The sequence below is a fragment of the Geodermatophilus sp. SYSU D00703 genome (assembly GCF_054050155.1).
In genome coordinates this window covers 115171-135521 of record NZ_JBJGYU010000009.1, presented here as the reverse complement: position 1 = coordinate 135521, position 20351 = coordinate 115171, and the positions used below count along the sequence as shown (strand labels likewise).

Sequence of the window (20351 nt, the reverse complement as noted above, 5' to 3'; positions counted from 1 at the left end):
TCCGCGGTGCGGTGACCGGGTGACGGCGGACGGCGGTGTGCGCCACGATGCGCCGCCGCCGCTCCTCCCGTCTCCCGGAGATCCGCCATGCCTGCTGCCTCGCTGCCCGGGGACCAGGTGATCGCCTTCGTCCTCCTGGACGTCGCGATCATCCTGGTCGCCGCCCGGCTCGTCGGCGCCCTCGCGCTGCGCCTCGGCCAACCCCGCGTCGTCGGCGAGATCGTCGCCGGCGTCCTGCTCGGCCCCTCGCTGCTCGGCGCGAACGTCTTCACCTGGAGCGAGCCGTGGGAGGTGTTCGCCTGCGACCGCTCGCTGCCGGAGGGGGTGGCGCCGAGCATCACCTCCTGCCTCTTCCCGGTCCAGGCGCAGAGCGGGCTGAACCTGCTCGGTCAGCTCGCGCTGGTCCTGTTCATGTTCCTGGTGGGCCTGGAGCTCGACACCGAACGGCTGCGGGGCCGGGTCAAGGGGATCGTCACGCTGGCCTTCGGCGTCGTGCTCATCCCCGTCGCGGTGGGCTTCCTCATCGTGCCGGTGCTGTTCACCGACCGGTTCACCGGCGCCGGCGACCCCACGCAGCTCGGCTTCACGCTCATGGTCGGGGCGATGCTGGCGGTGACGGCGTTCCCGGTGGCGGCGCGGATCCTGCAGGAGAAGCGGCTGGACCGGACGCAGATGGGAGTCGTCGGCATCGCCGCGGCGGCCCTGGTCACCATCCTGATGTTCCTGGCCGTCGGGGTCGCCCGGGGCGTCGCCGCGGGCGAGCCGGGCAGCACGCACTTGTGGCGGCTGGTCGGCACGCTCTCGTTCCTGGCGGCCATGTGGTACCTCGTCCGCCCGCTCATGGCCCGGCTGCTCGCGCGCCAGCTCGACGGCGCACCGCTCGCGGGCACGCAGCTGGCCGCCGTCCTGGTGATGGTGACGGGAGCGGCCTACGCGGCCGACCGGATCGGCATCCACGCGCTGGTCGGTGGGTTCGTCGCCGGTCTGGTCCTGCCCCGGCACCCGGCGATCACCGCGGCGCTGCTGGACAAGCTCTCCGACGTCGCGATCACCTTTCTGCTGCCGGTGTTCCTCGCCTACAGCGGGCTGCGCACCGACTTCACGACGCTGGGCTGGGCGTGGCTGCCGGGCATCGCGCTGTTCCTCGTCGCGGCGGTGGTGGCCAAGTGGGGCGGCGGGCTGCTCAGTGGCCGGCTCGGCGGCCTGAGCTGGGCCGAGAGCAACGCGCTGGGGATCCTGATGAACTGCCGCGGGCTGATGGTGCTGGTCGTGGCCCTGGTCGCCCTCAACGCCGGCGTGATCGGCCCGCAGATGCAGACCGGTGCGGTGGTCATGGCGCTGGTCACGACCGCGATGACCGGCCCGCTCGTGGACCGGTACCTCGGCCGGGGGCCCCGGCAGCCGGTCGACGAGGTGCTCCAGGCGGCCTGACGCGGACGCACCGCGGCCCCCGGTCCCGGGCGGGACCGGGGGCCGCGGCGGATCTCAGCAGCAGCGGCTGACCGGGGTGCGCTCGAGCGCGTCGGCGCGGCGCCGCTCGAACTCGCGCCGGGTGACCGGCTGGTGCCCGTGCTCGGCGCAGTGCCGCAGGTAGTCGTCCCAGCGGGCCTCGCCGCTCCACTCGCGCAGGTACCACCGCACCCCGTGCCAGGCCCGGACGGCGGCCTCCGCGGGGGTCACGTCTCGTCCCTCGACGAGAACGTGCCGCCGGAGCCCGCCCCCGCGCCGACCAGCCGCTCGTGCTCGGCCACGGCGCGCTTCTCTTCGGCGGTCGGGAAGATGCCCGAGGGCTCGACGAGCTGCGACGGGACTGCCGGCTCCTCGGTGGTCGGCAGCCGGCCGCCGGCCCGGAGCGCCCGGGTGATGACGACCACCGCGTTGACCACGACGACCAGCGTCAGCAGTGCGAACAGCGCCTGCAGGATCCCGTTGAGCGTCGAGTTGAAGATGATCTGGTCCATCTGCGCGGGGTCCTGCGCGGGTGGGAGCAGCTCCCCCGCCGCCTGCGCGTCGGCGTACCGCTGGCGCTGCGCGAAGTAGCCGACCGCCGGGTCGGACGAGAAGACCTTCTGGTAGCTCGCGGTCATGGTGACGACGAGGTCCCACACCAGCGGGACGGCGGTGACCCACGCGTACTTCAGCTTGCCGTGCTTGATCAGCAGCACCGTGACCAGCGTGAGGGCGATGGCGGCCAGCAGCTGGTTGGAGATGCCGAACAGCGGGAAGAGCTGGTTGACGCCGCCCAGGGGATCGGTCACGCCGACGTAGAGGATGTAGCCCCACAGCGCGACCACGGCGGCGCTGGCGATGACGTTGCCCGGCCGCCAGGACAGGTCGCCGAACTTCTTCCAGACGTTGCCGATCGTGTCCTGCAGCATGAACCGGCCCACCCGGGTGCCGGCGTCGACGGCGGTGAGGATGAACAGCGCCTCGAACATGATCGCGAAGTGGTACCAGAACGCGGCCATCCCGGCGCCGAACGCGTCGGACAGGATGCTCGCGATCCCCACCGCCAGCGTGGGCGCGCCACCGGTGCGCGAGACCAGGGTCGGCTCCTGCACCGCCGCGGACGCCGCCGCGAGGTCCTGGGCCGTCGTGTCGAACCCCAGCCCGTTGACGTAGGCGGCCGCCGTCTCCACCGTCCCACCGGTGGCGCCGGCCGGGCTGTTCATGGCGAAGTACAGCCCCTGGTCGATGACCACGGCCGCGATCAGGGCGCTGATCGCGACGAAGGACTCCATGAGCATGCCGCCGTAGCCGATCAGGCGGACCTGGCTCTCCTTGGCCACCATCTTCGGCGTCGTCCCGGAGGAGATCAGGGCGTGGAAGCCCGACAGGGCGCCGCAGGCGATGGTGATGAAGACGAACGGGAACAGCGACCCCGCGAACACCGGGCCGGTGCCCTCGCGGGCGAACTCGGTGACCGCGTCGGCCGCCAGCACCGGCCGGGCCAGGATCAGGCCGACGGCCAGCAGCACGATGACGCCGACCTTCATGAAGGTCGACAGGTAGTCGCGCGGGGTGAGCAGCAGCCACACCGGCAGCACCGAGGCGACGAACCCGTAGATCACCAGGGCGAGGACCAGCCACTCTTTGGAGAGGGTCAGCGCGTCGGCGAGGGGGGTGTCTTGGATCCAGCCACCCCCGATGACCGCGAGGAGCAGCAGGACGACGCCGATCGCGGTCGCCTCGAGCACCCGGCCGGGCCGGATGGTGCGCAGGTAGACGCCCATGAACAGCGCGATCGGGATGGTCAGCGCGATGGAGAAGACGCCCCACGGCGACTCGGCCAGCGCGTTCACCACGATCAGCGCCAGCACCGCCAGGATGATGATCATGATCGCGAAGACCGCGATGAGGGCCGCGACGCCGCCCACGACGCCGATCTCCTCGCGCACCATCTGGCCGAGGCTCTTGCCGTTGCGGCGCATGGAGAAGAACAGGACGGTCATGTCCTGGACGGCGCCGGCGAAGATGACACCGACGATGATCCAGATGGTCCCCGGCAGGTAGCCCATCTGCGCGGCGAGCACCGGCCCGACCAGCGGCCCGGCACCGGCGATCGCGGCGAAGTGGTGGCCGAAGAGCACCCGCCGGTCGGTGACGTCGAAGTCGACGCCGTTGTGCAGCCGCTCCGCGGGGGTGGCCCGCCGGTCGTCCACCTGCAGCACGCGGCGGGCGATGAACTTCGCGTAGAAGCGGTAGGCGATCGCGTACGAGCAGAGCGCCGCGAACAGGATCCACAGCGCCGACACCGTCTCGCCGCGGGCCAGCGCCAGGACGGTCCAGGCGACCGCGCCCACCGCCGACACCACGAGCCAGACCGCCACGCTGCGCACCGACGGACGGCGGCGAGCGCCCGGTGGCTGCCCGCCCCCGGTGGCGTCCGTCCTGACGGTCGTGGACATGAGCGCCCTCCCAGCAGGTCAGGGCAGCGCCCGGACGACGCCGCCCGCGTCAGGGTCGAGCATGCAAGCACCGCGCCCGGATCACCACCCGACGGAGACCGGCCCGTTACCGGGGTCGGCCCTCTGCAGGGGCCCGCCGCGAGCCTGGTGACGTACTGGAACGGCCACCCTCCAGGGCCCACCGCCCGAGCCTGCGAGGCGTGGGGGGAAGGGTGGTCCTCCTAGTACCCCCAGACCTCCTCGGCCACCTCCACCACCAGCCGCAGCTTGGCGATCTGGTCCTCGCGGGTGAGCGCGTTGCCCTCGACCGTCGAGGAGAAGCCGCACTGCGGCGAGAGGCACAGCTGGTCGATCGGCACGTACTCCGCCGCCTCGTCGATGCGCCGCTTGAGGGTGTCCTTGTCCTCCAGCTCCGGGCGCTTGCTGGTGACCAGGCCCAGCACGACCCGCTTGCCCGGCGGGACGAACCGCAGCGGCTCGAAGCCCCCGGACCGGGCGTCGTCGTACTCGAGGAAGAAGCCGTCGACCTCCAGCCCGCCGAACAGCGCCTCGGCGACGAAGTCGTAGCCGCCCTCGGCCACCCACGAGGAGCGGAAGTTGCCGCGGCACATGTGGGTGGTGACGGTCAGCCCCTCGGGCCGGCCGGCCAGCGCGGCGTTGATCTGCCGGATGTACCGCTCGTGCTGGTGCTCGGCATCCCGGCCCTGCGCGGCGAGCTCGGCGCGCTGGGCGGGGTCGTTGAGGTAGGCCAGGCTGGTGTCGTCGAGCTGCAGGTAGGTGCAGCCCTGCGCGGCGATCCCCTGGACCTGCGACCGGTAGGCCGCCGACAGCGCGTCCCAGAACGCGTCCTCGTCCGGGTAGACAGCCGGGTCGATGGCCGCGGGGCCACCGCGGTAGTGGACCATCGACGGCGAGGGGATGGTCAGCTTCGGCGTCTGCCGCTCGCTCACCACCGACTGCAGGTAGGCGAAGTCCGCGCCGAAGATCGGCTCGTCGATCGACAACGGCCCGTCGACGTGCAACCCCGCGGGGACCCAGTCGATGTCCCCGTTGGCGTTGTGGAAGTGGACGGGGCGGCCCTCCCCCTCCACCTTGGTGATGCCGTTGATCGCGTAGATGAAGTCCATGTGCCAGGTGGCCCGGCGGAACTCGCCGTCCGTGGCGGTGCGCAGGCCGACGTCCTCCTGCAGCCGGACGACGTCGACGATCGCCTCGTCCTCCACCGCGCGCAGCTCCGCCGCGTCGATCTCCCCAGCGGCCGCGCGGGCGCGCGCGTCGAGCAGGGACGGGGGTCGGAGGAGGCTGCCGACGTGGTCGGCGCGGAACGGCGGGCCGGAGGAGTCGGTCATGGCGACAGCTTGCTCGCCCCGGCCACGCCGCGCAGCCCCCTCGCTCAGGGCCGGCCGAAGGTGGCGATCGTGTCCACCCGCAGCTCGAACAGCACGCGGCGCTCGTCGCGGCCAGGGTCGCGCAGGCCGTAGGAGCCGGTGTTGCCGGTGTACTTCTTCCAGATCCGGTCGAGCTGCTCGGTCACCCGCGGGCCCTCCTCCGGGTCGTCCTCGGAGACCTCCCGCGTGACCGTTGCCTTGATGCTCAGCCAGTGGTAGGGGTTCGCCGGGTTCATCAGCAGGAAGGTCGCCTGCGGGTCGGCCCGCAGCCAGTCGACCTTCTTGCGGTGGGTGGCCAGGTTGAGCAGCACGGTGTTGCCCTCGTAGTCGAACCAGACCGGGGTCAGGTTCGGCCGGCCGGTGGCCCCCATGACCGCCACGACCGCGGTGACCGGCTCGTCGATGAGCTGCTTGTAGACCGGGTCGAGGTCCTCGAGGGTGTCCACCGCGTCATGGGCGCCGACCTCGAACTGGCCGGGCTGCGTCCCGTCCGCCACGTCCCGGAACTTGGCCACAGTGATGGTCATGCACGGCTCCCGCCCGCCAGGCCCGCCCGCGCCGGTGCCGGCGGGCTGGCCGGACGCTAACGAGCCCCTCTCCCGCCGTCGACCTGCGCGGCCGCCAAGCCGACCCCGCCCGATCTGTCCGCCGGCACAAACGGGGGGCTCAGCCTTGCGGCGTCGGCACGACCAGCTGCTCGGCGCGGGTCGGCACGAACCACCCGGCCACGCGCTCGGCGAGCGCATAGAGCAGGAGGCCGGGTGCGATCGCCACCGCGGGCGGGACGACGAGCGGCGCGGCGAGCACCGAGACGGCCACCACCCCCGGGGCGCTCACCAGCCACCCCGGTCGCCGGTGCGCTTCGGTGAGCGCGCCCCACCGCACGGCGGCCCACATCATCCAGCGGCGCAGCACCGGCACCCCGCCCTCCCGCATCACCCGCCGGAACAGCCCGTCGGCCTCCCGCGGGGTCACCGCCCCGGACCAGATGCCCTCGTCCGCCAGCCAGTCGTGCAGGATCGCGGCCAGGGTGTAGGCCCCGTACCGCGGGATCAACCAGGCGAAGACCCGTGGCACCGACGCGAAGTCGGTGCGGAAGCCGGCCGGGACGACGAACCGCTGCCGGTCCCCGCGGTAGACCAGCGGGTCGACCAGTTCCCACGTCTCGGCGTCGACCCGGCGGACCACCAGCGACGTCGACTCGAAGGGCACGACGCCATGGTCGCAGCCCGGGCACGCGGCGTCCGATGGACCGTGTCCGGGCCCGGCTCCCGGGTAGCCGGAGACCATGAGCGAGCCGTTCCAGATCGAGGCCCAGGGCGACCACCAGTACGTCATCCGCCTGCAGGGCGGGGGCGAGGAGGTGGAGACCTGGGTGCAGCTCACCCCGGAGGTCCTCGACCGGCTCGGCGTCGCGGACGTCGACGAGGTCGCGGTGGTGGAGCGCACCGTGCGGTTCCTGCTGCAGCACCAGGAGGTGCCGGACTTCCCGCGGATCGTCGAGCTCGAGGACGTCCTCTCCGGGTACCCGGACTTCGCGGACGCCGTCCGGGGCTGACCGGGCGGGTCAGGGCGGCCCGTGGTGCAGGTCGGCCAGGGCGTCGGGCGGGAAGCGCGTGGTCGTGTCGCCCAGCAGGAGGGCGCGGTAGGTCGCCGTCGCCGCCTCCTCCAGGTTGAGCGCCCGGCGGAAGGCCATGCCGACGTCCCGCCCCAGCGCCGAGCAGCCGTGGTGCGCCAGCACGACGCAGTCGTGCTCGCGCGCCTGCTCGGCGGCGCCGTCGGCCAGCTCGTCGGAGCCGTTCGGCGCGTAGGGCACCCGGCCCACCGACCGCACGTAGGCGGCGTGGTCCAGGGTGATCAGCCGGATCGGGTGGCCCAGCGCGTCGACCAGGACGGTGTGCTGCGGGTGCAGGTGGACGACGGCGTTGACGTCCGGCCGGGCGAGGTAGGTGCGCTGGTGCAGCTTCCACTCGCTCGACGGCCGCGGGGCTCCGTCCACCACCGCACCGCCGAGGGTCAGCACGCTGAAGTCGCCGGGCGTGAGCCGGTCGAGCCACGTCCCCGCCGCGGTCACCACGAACTCGGTCTCCCCGGGCAGCCGCGCGGAGAGGTTGCCGCCGCTGGCGAGGACCAGCCCCCGCTCGACGGCCAGCCGGCCGACCTCGACGAGCTGGGCGACCGCCTGGTCCCGCGTCGTGGCGGCCCTCATGCCGGGGAGTAGGACGCGAGGTCCCACGGCGCGAACCGCCCGCGGTCGGTGACCACGACGCTCACGAAGCGGGCCGGCGTGACGTCGAAGGCCGGGTAGACGCCGGTGACCCGCGCCGAGGCGGTGCGGTGGCCGAGGCAGTGCAGGACCTCCCGGCCGTCGCGGTCCTCGAGGTCGACGGCGGTCACGTCCGGCGCCTGCCGGTCGGGGGCCTGCACGAGCGCCACGAACGGCACGCCGAACGCGTGCGCCGAGACGGCGATCTGCAGCGTGCCGATCTTGTTGACGACGCAGCCGTCCATGGTGACCCGGTCGGCCCCGGTCACGAAGAGGCTCACCTCGCCGCGGCTCATCAGGTGGGCGGCGGCGCCGTCGGTGATCAGCCGCGTGGGCACCCCCATCTCGGCGAGGCTCTCCGCCGTCAGCCGGGCGCCCTGCAGATAGGGCCGGGTCTCGGTGCAGACCGCGTCGATCCGCTTCCCCGAGCGCAGCACCGCGGCCACCGTCTCCGTCAGGTACGTCTCGGCCCAGCAGTGGGTCAGCACCGTGGCGCCGTCCGGGACCAGCGCCGCGGCGTGCTCGCCGAGCCGGCGGTGCGCCGCCCGGGTGCGCTCGGCGAGGTCCCGGGCGGCCGCCGCGACGGCGGGCCCCACCGGGTCGCCGGCGTCCGCGGCCCCCGTCGCCACCGCGAGCAACTCCGCCACGACGTCCCGGATCGCGTTGTTCGTCGGCCGGGTGGCCACCAGCCGGCGGCCGGCGGACGCCACGAGGTCCCGGCGCGCCTCCGCCGTCGGCAGCCGGTCGGCGTCCCGGGCGGCCAGGGTCATGCCGCCGGCCGCCGCGAACAGCGGGCCGAGGCTCTGGGTGACCATCTGCTCGATCGCCGTGGCGACCTCTTCGTGGTCGCGGCAGGTCACCCAGCGGCGCTCGAGGGGGAAGACGCGGCGGTCGAGGATGCGCACGGCGTCCGGCTCGACCACCACGCTCTGCCCGACGAGCGTGGGGACGGGGACGTCCACGGGAGCGGTCACGGCTTCAGGTGCCCGTGACGTGCTCCGGGCGGATCGGCACCCGGCGCAGCGGCTTCCCGCAGGCGGCCCGCACCGCGGCGGCCACCGCGGGCCCGGACGAGATGGTCGGCGGCTCCCCCACGCCCCGGACGCCGTAGGGCGCGTGCGGGTCGGCGTACTCGAGGACCTCCACGCGCATCGGCGGCACGTCCAGGATCGTCGGCAGCAGGTAGTCGGTGAACGACGGGTTCCGTACGTGCCCGTCGGTCACCAGGACCTCCTCCATCAGGGCCAGCCCCATGCCCTGGGCCGACCCGCCGTGGATCTGCCCGACGACCGCGTCGGGGTTGATCGCCCTCCCGACGTCCTGGGCGGTGTCCAGGGCGACCACCTTGACCAGGCCGAGCTCGGTGTCGACGTCCACGACGGCGCGGTGCGCGGAGAACGCGAACTGCACGTGCGCGTCGCCCTGCCCGGTCTCGGGGTCGACGGCGTGGGTGGGGCGGTGCCGCCACTCGACGGTCTCCTCCACCGCGTCGTCCCCGAGGACCTCAGCCAGGCCGGCGAGCACCTCGCCGCCGGTCCCGACGACCTTCTCCCCGTCCAGGCGCAGAGCGCCGAGCGGCCGGTCGAGGGCGACCGCGGCCCGCTGCAGCACCGCCGTCCGGACCGCCTCGCAGGCGGCCTTGACCGCGCCGCCGGTCACGTAGGTCTGGCGGGACGCCGACGTCGAGCCGGCGGAGCCGACCGCGGTGTCGGCCGGGACGACGACCACCCGCTCCACCCCGAGCTCGGTGCGGGCGATCTGCTGCTGCACGGTGACCAGCCCCTGACCGACCTCGGCGGCCGCGGTGTGCACGGTGGCGACGGCCTCGCCGCCGACCACCTGCAGCCGCACCCGGGCGGTGGAGTAGTCGTCGAAGCCCTCGGAGAAGCCGATGTTCTTGTAGGTGACCGCGTAGCCGACGCCGCGGCGCACCCCCTCGCCGTGGGTGGTGTTGCCGACGGCGCCGGGCAGGGCGCGCAGGTCGGCGGTGTCCGCCGGCGGGGGCAGCGGCATGGCGGCCACCCGCTCCAGCAGCTCGGCGACCGGCGCGGCGGAGTCGACCAGCTGGCCGGTGATGGTGCGGTCGCCCTCCCGCAGGCCGTTGCGCTGCCGGATCTCGACCGGGCTGACCCCGACGGCGGCCGCCAGCTCGTCCATCAGCGCCTCGTGGACGAAGGCCGCCTGCACGCAGCCGAAGCCGCGCATCGCGCCGCAGGGCGGGTTGTTGGTGAACACCCCGTAGGCGTCGACCGCCACCGACGGGATCCGGTAGGGCCCCATGCCGAGCAGGCCCGCGTTGCCCACGACCGCCGCGGTGGACGAGGCGTACGCGCCGCCGTCGAGCAGCACCCGGGCCCGCGCGTGGACCAGCGTGCCGTCGCGCTCGGCGCCGAACTCGTAGGTCATCGTCGCCGGGTGCCGGTGCACGTGGCCGTAGAAGGACTCCTCGCGGCCGTAGCTCATCTTCACCGGCCGGCCGGTCCGCAGCGCCAGCAGGCAGGCGTGCACGTGCACCGAGAGGTCCTCGCGGCCGCCGAAGGCACCGCCCACGCCGGCGAGGGTCAGCCGCACCTTCTCCGGCGGCAGGCCCAGCGCCAGGCACACCTGCCGCTGGTCGACGTGCAGCCACTGGGTGGCGACGTAGAGGTCGACGCCGCCGTCCTCGGCCGGGACGGCGAGCCCGGACTCGGGGCCGAGGAAGGCCTGGTCCTGCATGCCGACCTCGAAGTCCAGGCTCACCACGACGGGGGCCGGAGGGTGCTCCTCGCCGCGGCGCAGGCGCACGTGGCGGACCAGGTTGCCGCCGGGCTGGACCTGCGGGGCGTCGGCGTCGAGGGCCCGGCGGGGGTCGGTGACCGCGGGCAGCACCTCGTAGTCGACGCGGATCCGCGCCGCCGCCCGGCGCGCGGTCTCGGGGTGGTCGGCGGCGACCAGCGCCACCGGCTCGCCCTCGTAGCGGACGACGTCCGCGGCGAGCACCGGCTGGTCGGCGTGCTCCAGCCCGAAGGCGTTCTCCCCCGGCACGTCGTCGGCGGTCAGGACGGCGGTCACCCCCGGGACGGTGAGCGCCTCGGACACGTCGATCCGGCGGATGCGGGCCGACGGGTGCGGGCTGCGCAGCGTGACGCCCCAGACCATGTCGTCGTGCCAAAGGTCGCTGGCGTAGGCGAACTCGCCGGTGACCTTCAGCGTGCCGTCCGGGCGCTGCACGTTCTCGCCGATGCGGCCGGTGGTCCGCGCCCCGGCCTCGGTGGTGGTCATCGCTCCGGCCTCGGTGGTGGTCATCGCTCCGCCTGCCGCGCCGCGGCCAGCCGGACGGCGTCGAGGATCTTCTCGTAGCCGGTGCAGCGGCACAGGTTGCCCGCCAGCGCCTCCCGGATCTCCGGGTCGCTGGGCCGCCGCACCCGGGCGAGCAGGTCGTGTGCGGCGACGACCAGGCCCGGCGTGCAGAACCCGCACTGCACGGCGCCGGCCTCGACGAACGCCTCCTGGACCGGGTGCAGGCGGTCGCCGTCGGCCAGCCCCTCGACGGTGGTCACCTCCCGGCCGGTCGCCTGGCCCGCCGCGACCAGGCAGGCGCACACCGGCTCGCCGTCGAGGTAGACGGTGCACGACCCGCACTCCCCCTGCTCGCAGGCGTTCTTCGCGCCCGGGAGCCCGAGCCGCTCGCGCAGCAGGTACAGCAGGCTCTCCCCGGCCCAGACGTCGTCCACGTCGTGGGGCGTGCCGTTGACCGTGGTGGTCACGCGCATCAGGCTGCCTCCCTCAGGTCGTCCCAGGCCCAGGCGGCCGCGCGCCGGGCCAGCACCGCCAGCGAGTGCCGCCGGTAGGCCGCGCTCCCCCGGACGTCGTCGATGGGTGCGGCCGCGGCGGCCACCCGCCGTCCGAACTCGGCGGCCACCGCCTCCGACAGCGGCCGGCGGGACGCCCAGTCCAGCTCGCCGGCCAGGAACTCCTCCGCCTCGGGCGCCCGCCGCGGGGTCGGCGCGGCCGAGCCGATGCCGGTGCCCACCGCCTGCCGGTCCGGGTGCAGCGCCAGGGCGAAGGCCGACACCGCGATCACCATGGCGTTGCGGGTGCCGACCTTGCAGAACTGCTGCGGCCCCGCCGCCGGTGGCACGAGGACGGCGGCGATCAGCTCGTCGGGGGCGAGCACGTTCCGCTTGACGCCGGTGAAGAACTCGGCGACCGGCACCCGCCGGGCGCCGCGGGCGGCCGAGGCGAGCTCGACCTCCGCGCCGGCGGCCAGCAGCGGCGGGTGCGCGTCCCCGGCCGGCGACGCCGAGCCGAGGTTGCCGCCGACCGTGCCGCGCACCCGGATCTGCGGCGACCCGACGGTGCGCGACGCCATCGCCAGGCCGGGCAGGTGCGCCCCCAGCTCGCGGATCACCCGCGCGTACGGCACGCCGGCGCCGAGGCGGACCCGCCCGTCCTCGGTGCTCCACTCGCGCAGCTCGGGCACGCGGGTCAGGTCGAGCAGGGCCGCCGGACGGCGCCGGTCGAAGTTGAGCTCGACCATGACGTCGGTGCCGCCGGCGATCGGCAGCGCGTCCGGCCGCTCGGCACGCGCGGCGAGCGCCTCGTCCCACGTCGTCGGCTGCAGGAAGTCCATGCGCGCTCCTCGCTCTTCCTCGTGCACGGCACTGTGCACGAGAGACGTGACGAGCAGGGAACAGCGCGACGCGGACCGTGACAAGGTGCCTCGTCCCGTCTCGGGACCACCCGTCCGGGTGGCCGCCCGCCGCTGCGTGAGGACCTCCCTCGGCGGGCGCGGCCGCCCGGCGCGGGTCCGGCGGCCCGGCCGACGGCGGCCCGGCCCGCGGGAGGCGGGCCGGCGCCGGGCCGGTCAGACGGGCGCGATGCGGTCCAGCGCCGGGGCCTGCACCGGCGACGCCGCGCCCAGGTGGGCGGTGAAGGCGTCGAGGTCGATCGGTCCGGTCACCGCGTTGGTGCCGCCGGTCAGCACGGTGAACCCGTCCCCGCCGCCGGCGAGGAAGTTGTTGACCGTCACCCGGTACGTCGCGTCGGCGGCCACCGGCGAGCCGGCGACCTGCACCGACCCGTCGGGCACCCGGGTGCCGGAGCACGGGTCCGCGCCCGCCGCCGCGCCGGCCCCGGCGGGGTCGACGCGGTACGAGATCCCGGCCGGGTACAGCACCCGCTCCAGCTGGAACTGCTGCTCCAGCAGGCACTGCAGCTGCGCACCGGTGAGGTCGAGGGTGACCAGGTTGTTGGCGAACGGCTGCACGGTGAAGGCCTCCTCGTAGGTGACCTCCCCGGCCTGCAGGTCCGCCCGCACGCCGCCCGGGTTCATGAAGGCGGCGACCGCGCCGGCCTCGTCGTCGGTGGCCGCGAGCTGCCCGTCGGCGATGACGTTGCCCAGCGCGGACTCCGCGCCGTCGAGCAGCGGCTCCTGCGTGCGCGTGAGGTCGACCGCCGCCGTCCCGACGACCTCGCTCGCGATCGGGCCCAGGGCCTCCCGGTAGCGGGAGATCAGCCCGGTCTGCGCCGGGTCCGCCGCGACGTCCCGCCGGACGACGACGTTCTCGGCCGCCGCGGTCAGGACGTCGCCGGTGGCCCGGTCGAGAGTGAGGTCGATGTCGGTCACCAGCCGCCCGAAGGAGCTGCCGCTGGTGACCAGCTTCCCGCCCAGCTCGCAGTTGTAGGCCTGGTGCGTGTGGCCGCTCACCACGACGTCGATGGCCTCGGCCATGCCGGCGGCGATGTCCACGACCGGCCCGGCGAGGCCGCTGCAGCCGTTGACGTCCCACGCGTTCTCGCCGGTCTGCGCGCCGCCCTCGTGCAGCAGGACGACGATCGCCTCGACCCCCTGCTCCTGGAGCTCGGCGGCGAGCCGGTTGGCCGTCTCCACCTCGTCGCGGAACTCCAGGCCGGCGGTGCCCTCCTGGCTGACGATCGCGCCGGTGCCCTCCAGGGTCATCCCGATGAAGCCGATGTCGACGGCCTGCACCCGGTGCACCGCGTAGGGCGGCAGCAGCGGCTCTCCGGTCTCGGTGACGAAGGCGTTGGCCGACAGGTACTGGAAGTCCGCGCCCTGGTAGGGGGTGCCGTCCGCGCAGCCGTCGACCGGGTGGCAGCCGCCGTCCTGGATGCGAAGCAGCTCGGCCGGACCCTCGTCGAACTCGTGGTTGCCGACGCTGGCGTAGTCCAGCCCCGCCAAGCCGAGCGACTCGACGGTCGGCTCGTCGTGGAAGGCCGCCGACAGCAGCGGGGAGGCGCCGATCAGGTCACCGGCAGCGACGGTGATCGTGTTCTCCCCGCGCTGGTGCTCGGCCAGCGCGGCGAGCTGGGCGGCCAGGTACTCCGCGCCGCCGGCGTCCACGGTCTGCGGGGTGCCGTCCGGGTTGACGCCGGTCTGGATGCGCCCGCCGGAGCCGGACGGCGGCTCGAGGTTGCCGTGGAAGTCGTTGAGGGCCAACAGCTGCACCTCCACCGGCGGCGGGGCGGCGCCGGCCGGGGCGATGACGCTCCCCGTCAGCGCGGCCAGGGTCGAGGTCGCGGCCGCGACGACAGCGGTGCGGCGCAGGACGGTGGGGCGCATGCGGACCCTCCCGGTGGAACCGACCGGACACCCCACCGTGGGGTCTGCACCTCGGCCCGTCAAACGCCGGGGCCGGTCCGCCGCGCCCTGGCCGGGAAGGGCGCGGGAGCGAGATTCTCCACCTCAGCAGCGCCCGGTACTCCAAGACCCACGACGTCGAGGCACGACGACACCGACCCCCGACCTCGGTGAGGCCGGGGGCCGGTGTCGCGTCGACCGGGGCTGGAGAGCTGGGGGCAGGGCTGGGCCCGAAGGCGGCGTCCCTGTGCCCGTACGGTCAGTAGGAGTTCTTGCTCGTCAGTCGGTCGCCGTCGAAGCAGAACTGGAAGACGTCGCCGAACGTGCCACCATCGCGGTTGAAGTAGATGCAGGACGTGTTGATCTGCTCCTGGTCGAGGACGCCCTCCTGCGTGAACTCCTGCGCGTCCTGAGGCACCGCCGGAGCCACCGCCGCGTCCACGTCCGCCCGAGTGGCCCCGATCTGGATGCCGTCGAACGTCTCCTGCGAGATGGCGCTCTTCGCCTGCTCCTCGTTGAGGGTCTCGACCGCCTCGTTGACGGCGCCACCAACGAGGGCCATGCAGCCGCCGATGATGGCGATCATCAGCACGGCGATGCCGAGCAGGATCTTCAGCGCCGCGCTCTTCTTCTTGTACTTCTTCCCGCAGTGCGGGCACTTCATCTCAACCGTCTGCGCCTGCACGCCGCAGTGGGGGCAGACCTTGACGGGAGCCGAGGTGGGGACAGTCACAGCAAGTCCTGATCCTGAGGGCGACGACAGCCGCCGGGGGTGATGACCTCGGAAACGTAGGGCGGCCGTTCCCGTACGGATCGGTACCGGAGCTGTGTCGCGCCGGAATTCGGCACACCGTCGCCCCGGTGGCCACTCCAGGCGCTCTGATCTCGGGGCGCCACTGCGCTCAGCGGGGTGGGTGCGAGCGTGGGGCAGATCGGATCCCGCCGATGCTCAGCCGGTCCGCCGCGCCACCGACCGGGCCGCGATCCGCCGCACCCGGTCGGCCTGGCGGGACAGCGTCAGGTCGAGCAGCCGGTCGACCGGCGGCACCTCCCCCAGCCGGGCCAGCCCCATCCACCGGGGCACGGCCACCGTCCGCGACCACGGGGCGGCGAGGCACCGCTCGACCTGGGCGGCCACCCGGTCCGGGTCGATGCCGCGCGAGAGCCGGCCGGGCACGTCGGCGTCCGAGGCCGGTGGGGAGCCGTGCCCCCGGGCCAGCCACTCGGTGGCCACCGGGCCGGGGTTGACCGTGTGCACGCGCACGCCGCGGGCGGTGACCTCCCGGCGCAGCCCCTTGACGAACCCCTGCACGCCCGCCTTGGTCGCGGAGTAGACGGTCAGCGGCGCCACCTGCGACCAGGCCGCGACCGACGCGATCGTCACGACGTCCCCCCGCCCGCGCTCGGCCGCCGCCGCGAGCAGGTGCGGCAGGGCCAGCCGGGTCACCTCGATGACGCCGGTGAGGTTGAGCGCGACGATGCCCTCCACGACCTCGCCGGGCATGTCCTCGACCAGGCCGGCCCAGCCCAGCCCCGCGTTGAGGACGACGGCGTCGAGGCGGCCGTGCTCGTCGAGGACCCGCTCCACCAGGCGGGCGCGGTCACCGGCGTCCGCGACGTCGGCCACGACGCCGGTGACCCCGGGCAGCCCGTCCACGGCCTCGGCCAGCCGGTCGCCGCCCCGGGCGCAGGTGACCACCCGCGCCCCGCTGCGCGCGAGCCGGGTGACGGTGCTGCGGCCGATGCCGGCGCTGCCGCCGGTGACGAGGACGACGCGGTCCGGGGTGCTCGACATGGTGGTGTCCTACCCATGGGCGAGACCACACGCCTCCCGCGCATCGATTCCGCAGGTGCTGGGCATGGGCGCTGCATGCAGTTGCCCGAGCCCCGGGGCCCGCTCACCGCCGCCCTGCGTGCCGACCTCGCTGACGGCGCGCTCACCCCCGACACCGTCGAGCAGGCACGGCGGACGGCGGCCGGCGCCGCGGACCCCCTCGCCGACGAGGACCTCCAGCTGGCCCTCGCGGTCTGCTACGAGCTGCACTACCGCGGCTTCGACGGGGTGGACGACGCCTGGGAGTGGGACCCGGACCTGATCGGCCTGCGCGCGCACCTGGAGCGCCGGCACACCGAGGCGCTGACCGCGCTGGCCGGTGAGCTCGCGGTCACCGACGAGCCGATCGACCGGCAGCTCACCGCGCTCATCGCTGCCGACGACTCGCCGTCCCTGTCGTCGTACCTGGCCCGCACCGGCACCCTCGACCAGTGGCGGGAGTACCTGACGCTGCGCTCGGTCTACCACCTCAAGGAGGGCGACCCGCACACCTTCGCCGTCCCGCGCCTGGCCGGCCGCGCCAAGGCGGCCATGGTGGAGATCCAGGCCGACGAGTACGGCGGTGGCGCGCCGGCGCGCATGCACAGCGAGCTGTTCGCCGGGCTGATGCGCGACCTCGGGCTCGACGCGGGCTACGGCGCGCTCTGGGACGCGGCCCCCGCCCCGGCGTTCGCGTCGGTGAACACCATGTCGCTGTTCGGCCTGCACCGGCGCTGGCGGGCCGCGGCGATCGGCCACCTCACCGCCGTGGAGATGACCTCCTCCGAACCCTCCCGCCGGTACTCCGCCGGGCTGCGCCGGCTGGGCTTCGACGAGCGCACCACCGTGTTCTACGACGAGCACGTCGAGGCCGACGCGGTCCACGAGCAGATCGCCTCGGTGGACATGTGCGGGTCCCTCGTCGCCGAGGACCCCGCCCTGGCCCGCGACGTCCTCTTCGGTGCGGCCTGCGCCCTGGCCGTCGACGGGCTGGCCGCCCGGCACCTGCTGGCCGCCTGGGAGGCGGGCCGCTCCGGGCTGCGCGGGGAGCGGCCACTCGCGGCCTGACCCGGCCTCGCGCCCGGCTGGACTCCGGGCGGGCGCTGCCGATGTTCTCCGCGACCCCTCGGGGTGGGGCGGTGGACGTCGGCGGTTCCGGCGGTCGCGGGTGCTCCACGCCCGCCCACGCGATCCCCGGAGGCCCACCCATGTGGCGGCGTACCGATGCCCCGACTCCGACCGCCGCGCCGTCGGCCGCGCGGATGCCCCGCGACGTCGAGGCGCTCGAGCGGGTCCTCGCCGTCCTCGACCAGGGCGTGACCAGCGAACGCGACGCGCACGTCAGGGTCGTCACCGCCCTGGTGGACGCCCTGGGGATGGCCTACGGCGCGGTGTGGCTGCCCGCGGGCGACGGGTTCCGGCTCGAGGCGCAGATCGGGGACCTCGGCCGCGCCATGTCGGCCCGCTGGCCCGCCGACACCCTCATGACCACGGAGGACGGCTTCGGCGGGCAGGCGGTGCGGGAGCGCCGCGAGGTGGTCTGCGACGAGTCCAGCCCCGCCGGCGCGTGCGGCCGGTGGGCCACGGCGGCGGCCGCGGGTGCCCGGCGCGGCTGTTTCCTGCCCGTACTCCTGGACGGCCGGGTGGTCGCCGTCCAGGAGTACTACACCCGTGGTGACCTGCCGTTCTTCGGTGGCCGGGCTGAGAGGTGGCGGGCGGTCTCACGGGTGGCCGCGCACGCCCGGCGCCAGGCCCTGGCCGCCACGCTGCTCCAGGAGACCCTCGACGACCGCGAGGCGGTCACCACCGTGGTCGCCCGCGTCGGCGAGGCCCGGGACGAGGCCTCGGCGCTGCGGATCGCCCTGGAGACCGTCCGCTCCGCCTTCGGCTGGGCCTACGGCTCCTACTGGGCGCTGGACCCGGCCGAGAACGTGCTGCGGTTCAGCGTCGAGTCCGGCTCGGCCGGCGACGAGTTCCGCCAGGTGACCCTGCGCGCGAGCTTCGCCGAGGGCGTGGGCCTCTCCGGCCGCGCCTGGCGGTCCCGCGACCTGGAGTTCGTCCGAGACCTCGCCGAGGTCACCGACTGCGTCCGTGCGCCCGCCGCCCAGCGGGCCGGCGTCCGCTCGGGCGTGTGCTTCCCGATCATCGCCGACGGCCGTGTCGTCGGGACGATGGACTTCTTCGTCACCGAGACCATCGACCTGTCGGAGTCGCGGGCCTCCGCGCTGCGCAACGTCCAGCAGCTGGTCTCCCAGCGCCTGGACGTCCTGCGCCGCGCCGAGGCCGACGCCGCCAACTCCCGGGAGCTGCTGGAGACCGTGGCCCGGCTGCGCGAGGCCGCCGCCGAGGCCGGCCGGGTCGCCGAGAGCGCCGTCGCCAAGGCCTCGTCGATGACCGCGGAGGTGGAGGCCCTCGGCCGGGCGTCGGCGTCGGTGAGCGACGTCATCCGGATCATCTCCTCGATCGCCGACCAGACGAACCTGCTGGCCCTGAACGCGACCATCGAGGCCGCCCGCGCCGGTGAGCTCGGCCGGGGGTTCGCCGTCGTCGCCGGGGAGGTCAAGGACCTCGCCCGCGAGACCGCGGCCGCCACCCAGCGGGTGTCCACGCAGATCACCGGCATCCAGACCAGCACCGATTCGGTGTCGGCCGGCATCCACGCCACCAGCGAGGTGATCGGTCAGCTCGACGCCGTCCAGGCCAGGATCGGCGAGGTGCTCGAGGAGCAGGAGCGCATGGCCAGGGCGTTCGAGGGCCGCGACTGAGGCGTCCGGGCGGGTCAGCCCACGGCCGAGCCGGGCCGGCCGTCGCGCAGGATGCGGGCGGCCGGCCGGGGGCGGCTGGGCGCGCTCGGCGCGGAGAAGCCGGCCCGCTTGTGCGTGCCGTCGCAGAAGGGCTTGATGCCCGACTTCCCGCACCGGCACAGCGCGACGGTCTCCCGGCCGGGGTCGATCTCGTGGCCGTCCTGGTCGACCAGCCGGAAGTCGCCGCGCACGATCAGCGGGCCGTCCCGGTACGGGGTGATCGTGGCAGCGCCGGCCGGCTCGGTGTGCGGCGCGCCGTCGACGGGCACGTCGGAGCCGGACGGGTCGGTCGGGACGGGGTGGATCGCGGGCACGGTCCTCCCCTGCCCCGCCCGGCCCGGGCGCACACCCCGTTCCCCCGCGGGGGTGGTCAGCGACCGGCGCGCGGGTCCTCGCCCCACCGCACCCACGACGCCGTGAACGGGTGCTCGGTGGCGAACTCCTCCCGCGCGTCGCGCTCGCGCTGCCGGCGCTCGGGGTGCTCGTGGTGGTGCAGGAGCTCCTCCCGGCGGGTGTGGCTCAGGTTGTGCAGGAGTGCCGCTGCGGGGTCGACCCGACCGCCCCGGGCGGCCACGTCGTGACGGGCCTCCCACTCGCACATCAGCTTCTCCGCCGGGGACATGTCGACGAAGTCCGCCGGCTGCTCCGGCGAACGGTGGACGGGGTCGGACATACCGCTCTCCTCCCGACACGGGGGCCTGCCCCGATGGTCCGCCCCATCGTCGCCCGGCTGCAAGCACCTCAGCGGTCCCGCTGCCGGGCCTGCTCCCGACCGGCCGGCGAGCGAGGCGCCGGCGCGGTCTCCGGGGGCAGGTCCGCGCCGGTGCGGTCGGCCGGCAGCGGCCCGGCCTTCTCGACCGCCGGCGGCAGCGGGACGAGCCGGGCGAAACCCACCGCCAGGACGGCGCCGACGAGCGGCGCGACGATGAACAGCCAGACGTGGGCCAGCGGCTCCCCGCCGGCGAACAGCGCCGGGCCCAGCGACCGGGCGGGGTTGACCGAGGTGCCGGTCAGCGGGATCCCGATGAGGTGGACGGCGGTCAGGGTGAGCCCGATGGCCAGGCCGGCGAAGCCCGGGACGGCCGCCCGCCCGGTCACGAGCAGGATGACCAGCACGAACACGGCGGTGAGCAGCACCTCGAGGACGAACGCGCCGCCGAGGCTGATCGTGGCGCCGTAGTCGTTGCTGCCGAGCGCCCCGGTCTGGTCGAACAGGCCGCCGAAGCCGCTGGTGAGCAGGGCCAGCAGCGCGGCCCCGACGATCCCGCCGGCGAACTGGGCGACCCAGTAGGCGCCGGCCTCGGCCGCTGTCATGCCCCGCGACAGCAGCACGGCCAGGGTGACGGCGGGGTTCACGTGACAGCCCGACACCGGGCCGAGGGCGTAGGCCAGGCCCAGCAGGACCAGCCCGAATGCCAGGGCCACGCCGGTCGGGCCCAGCTGGTCGATGCCCGCCACCGCCGAGCCGACGGCGACGAAGACCAGCACTGCCGTGCCGACGAACTCGGCGAGCACCTGGCGGGTGAGCGTGGGGGCCACGGGGCCACCTCCGGGGACGACCGCATCCGCTCCCCCGCGCCGCCCCCGTGGCG

The 20351-nt window shown here is 74.6% G+C and carries 20 protein-coding genes; 4 read left to right on the top strand and 16 right to left on the bottom strand.

Annotated features, from left to right (window positions below; genetic code table 11):
- Nucleotides 1–87 precede the first annotated feature (87 nt).
- On the top strand, nt 88–1431 hold the full coding sequence (locus tag ACI782_RS11870) for a cation:proton antiporter (RefSeq protein ID WP_456909344.1): 1344 nt from the start codon (nt 88–90) through the stop codon (nt 1429–1431).
- Between the two features lie 54 nt (nt 1432–1485).
- On the opposite strand, the gene ACI782_RS11865 is transcribed toward ACI782_RS11870, so the two are convergent.
- From ACI782_RS11865 to ACI782_RS11845, 5 genes are all read right to left on the bottom strand, one after another.
- Entirely contained in the window at nt 1486–1680 is a 195-nt protein-coding gene (locus ACI782_RS11865; RefSeq protein ID WP_456909342.1) for a YbdD/YjiX family protein, read from the bottom strand.
- Nucleotides 1677–3908, bottom strand: a complete 2232-nt coding sequence (locus ACI782_RS11860) for a carbon starvation CstA family protein (protein WP_456909340.1) — start codon at nt 3906–3908, stop codon at nt 1677–1679. Before ACI782_RS11860 ends, ACI782_RS11865 begins: the two co-directional genes overlap by 4 nt.
- 221 nt (nt 3909–4129) lie before the next feature.
- The gene (locus ACI782_RS11855; protein ID WP_456909338.1) at nt 4130–5257 is read right to left on the bottom strand and encodes a 5-methyltetrahydropteroyltriglutamate--homocysteine S-methyltransferase; all 1128 of its coding nucleotides are present in this window, start codon (nt 5255–5257) and stop codon (nt 4130–4132) included.
- A gap of 44 nt (nt 5258–5301) precedes the next feature.
- On the bottom strand, nt 5302–5823 hold the full coding sequence (locus tag ACI782_RS11850; protein ID WP_456909336.1) for a PPOX class F420-dependent oxidoreductase: 522 nt from the start codon (nt 5821–5823) through the stop codon (nt 5302–5304).
- Nucleotides 5824–5962: 139 nt separating this feature from the next.
- The gene (locus tag ACI782_RS11845; RefSeq protein ID WP_456909334.1) at nt 5963–6508 is read right to left on the bottom strand and encodes a DUF1353 domain-containing protein; all 546 of its coding nucleotides are present in this window, start codon (nt 6506–6508) and stop codon (nt 5963–5965) included.
- A 76-nt stretch (nt 6509–6584) separates the two neighbouring features.
- On the opposite strand from ACI782_RS11845, the gene ACI782_RS11840 reads away from it, so the two are divergent.
- Nucleotides 6585–6854 (top strand): hypothetical protein, encoded by a 270-nt coding sequence (locus ACI782_RS11840; protein WP_456909332.1) that lies wholly within the window; start codon nt 6585–6587, stop codon nt 6852–6854.
- A gap of 9 nt (nt 6855–6863) precedes the next feature.
- Here ACI782_RS11840 and ACI782_RS11835 read toward each other — a convergent pair whose 3' ends face one another.
- The 8 genes from ACI782_RS11835 to ACI782_RS11800 form a co-directional block, all read right to left on the bottom strand.
- A complete protein-coding gene (locus ACI782_RS11835; RefSeq protein WP_456909330.1) occupies nt 6864–7505 on the bottom strand; it encodes a class II aldolase/adducin family protein in 642 nt (213 codons plus the stop codon).
- Nucleotides 7502–8536, bottom strand: a complete 1035-nt coding sequence (locus ACI782_RS11830; protein ID WP_456909328.1) for a s-methyl-5-thioribose-1-phosphate isomerase — start codon at nt 8534–8536, stop codon at nt 7502–7504. Before ACI782_RS11830 ends, ACI782_RS11835 begins: the two co-directional genes overlap by 4 nt.
- Before the next feature lie 4 nt (nt 8537–8540).
- A complete protein-coding gene (gene pucD, locus ACI782_RS11825; protein WP_456909327.1) occupies nt 8541–10847 on the bottom strand; it encodes a xanthine dehydrogenase subunit D in 2307 nt (768 codons plus the stop codon).
- Entirely contained in the window at nt 10844–11314 is a 471-nt protein-coding gene (locus tag ACI782_RS11820; RefSeq protein WP_456909325.1) for a (2Fe-2S)-binding protein, read from the bottom strand. Before ACI782_RS11820 ends, pucD begins: the two co-directional genes overlap by 4 nt.
- Nucleotides 11314–12174: an FAD binding domain-containing protein gene (locus ACI782_RS11815; RefSeq protein WP_456909323.1), complete on the bottom strand. Its 861-nt coding sequence runs from the start codon at nt 12172–12174 to the stop codon at nt 11314–11316. The genes ACI782_RS11820 and ACI782_RS11815 overlap by 1 nt, the downstream gene beginning before the upstream one ends.
- Before the next feature lie 234 nt (nt 12175–12408).
- A complete protein-coding gene (locus ACI782_RS11810; RefSeq protein ID WP_456909321.1) occupies nt 12409–14124 on the bottom strand; it encodes a bifunctional metallophosphatase/5'-nucleotidase in 1716 nt (571 codons plus the stop codon).
- A 277-nt stretch (nt 14125–14401) separates the two neighbouring features.
- A complete protein-coding gene (locus ACI782_RS11805; RefSeq protein WP_456909319.1) occupies nt 14402–14875 on the bottom strand; it encodes a hypothetical protein in 474 nt (157 codons plus the stop codon).
- A gap of 216 nt (nt 14876–15091) precedes the next feature.
- Entirely contained in the window at nt 15092–15937 is an 846-nt protein-coding gene (locus ACI782_RS11800; RefSeq protein WP_456909317.1) for an SDR family oxidoreductase, read from the bottom strand.
- Between the two features lie 75 nt (nt 15938–16012).
- Between ACI782_RS11800 and ACI782_RS11795 the strand changes: the two genes are divergently transcribed.
- Both ACI782_RS11795 and ACI782_RS11790 read left to right on the top strand, forming a co-directional pair.
- The gene (locus ACI782_RS11795) at nt 16013–17023 is read left to right on the top strand and encodes an iron-containing redox enzyme family protein (protein WP_456909315.1); all 1011 of its coding nucleotides are present in this window, start codon (nt 16013–16015) and stop codon (nt 17021–17023) included.
- A gap of 194 nt (nt 17024–17217) precedes the next feature.
- A complete protein-coding gene (locus tag ACI782_RS11790) occupies nt 17218–18720 on the top strand; it encodes a methyl-accepting chemotaxis protein (RefSeq protein WP_456909313.1) in 1503 nt (500 codons plus the stop codon).
- Nucleotides 18721–18734: 14 nt separating this feature from the next.
- On the opposite strand, the gene ACI782_RS11785 is transcribed toward ACI782_RS11790, so the two are convergent.
- The 3 genes from ACI782_RS11785 to ACI782_RS11775 all read right to left on the bottom strand — a co-directional run bounded on the left by ACI782_RS11785 (nt 18735) and on the right by ACI782_RS11775 (nt 20298).
- Nucleotides 18735–19073 carry a CDGSH iron-sulfur domain-containing protein gene (locus ACI782_RS11785; RefSeq protein WP_456909311.1) on the bottom strand — a complete coding sequence of 113 codons (339 nt, stop codon included), beginning with the start codon at nt 19071–19073 and terminating at the stop codon, nt 18735–18737.
- Nucleotides 19074–19129: 56 nt separating this feature from the next.
- Nucleotides 19130–19432 (bottom strand): hypothetical protein, encoded by a 303-nt coding sequence (locus ACI782_RS11780; protein ID WP_456909309.1) that lies wholly within the window; start codon nt 19430–19432, stop codon nt 19130–19132.
- A gap of 68 nt (nt 19433–19500) precedes the next feature.
- Nucleotides 19501–20298 (bottom strand): MIP/aquaporin family protein, encoded by a 798-nt coding sequence (locus ACI782_RS11775; protein ID WP_456909307.1) that lies wholly within the window; start codon nt 20296–20298, stop codon nt 19501–19503.
- Nucleotides 20299–20351: the final 53 nt, after the last annotated feature.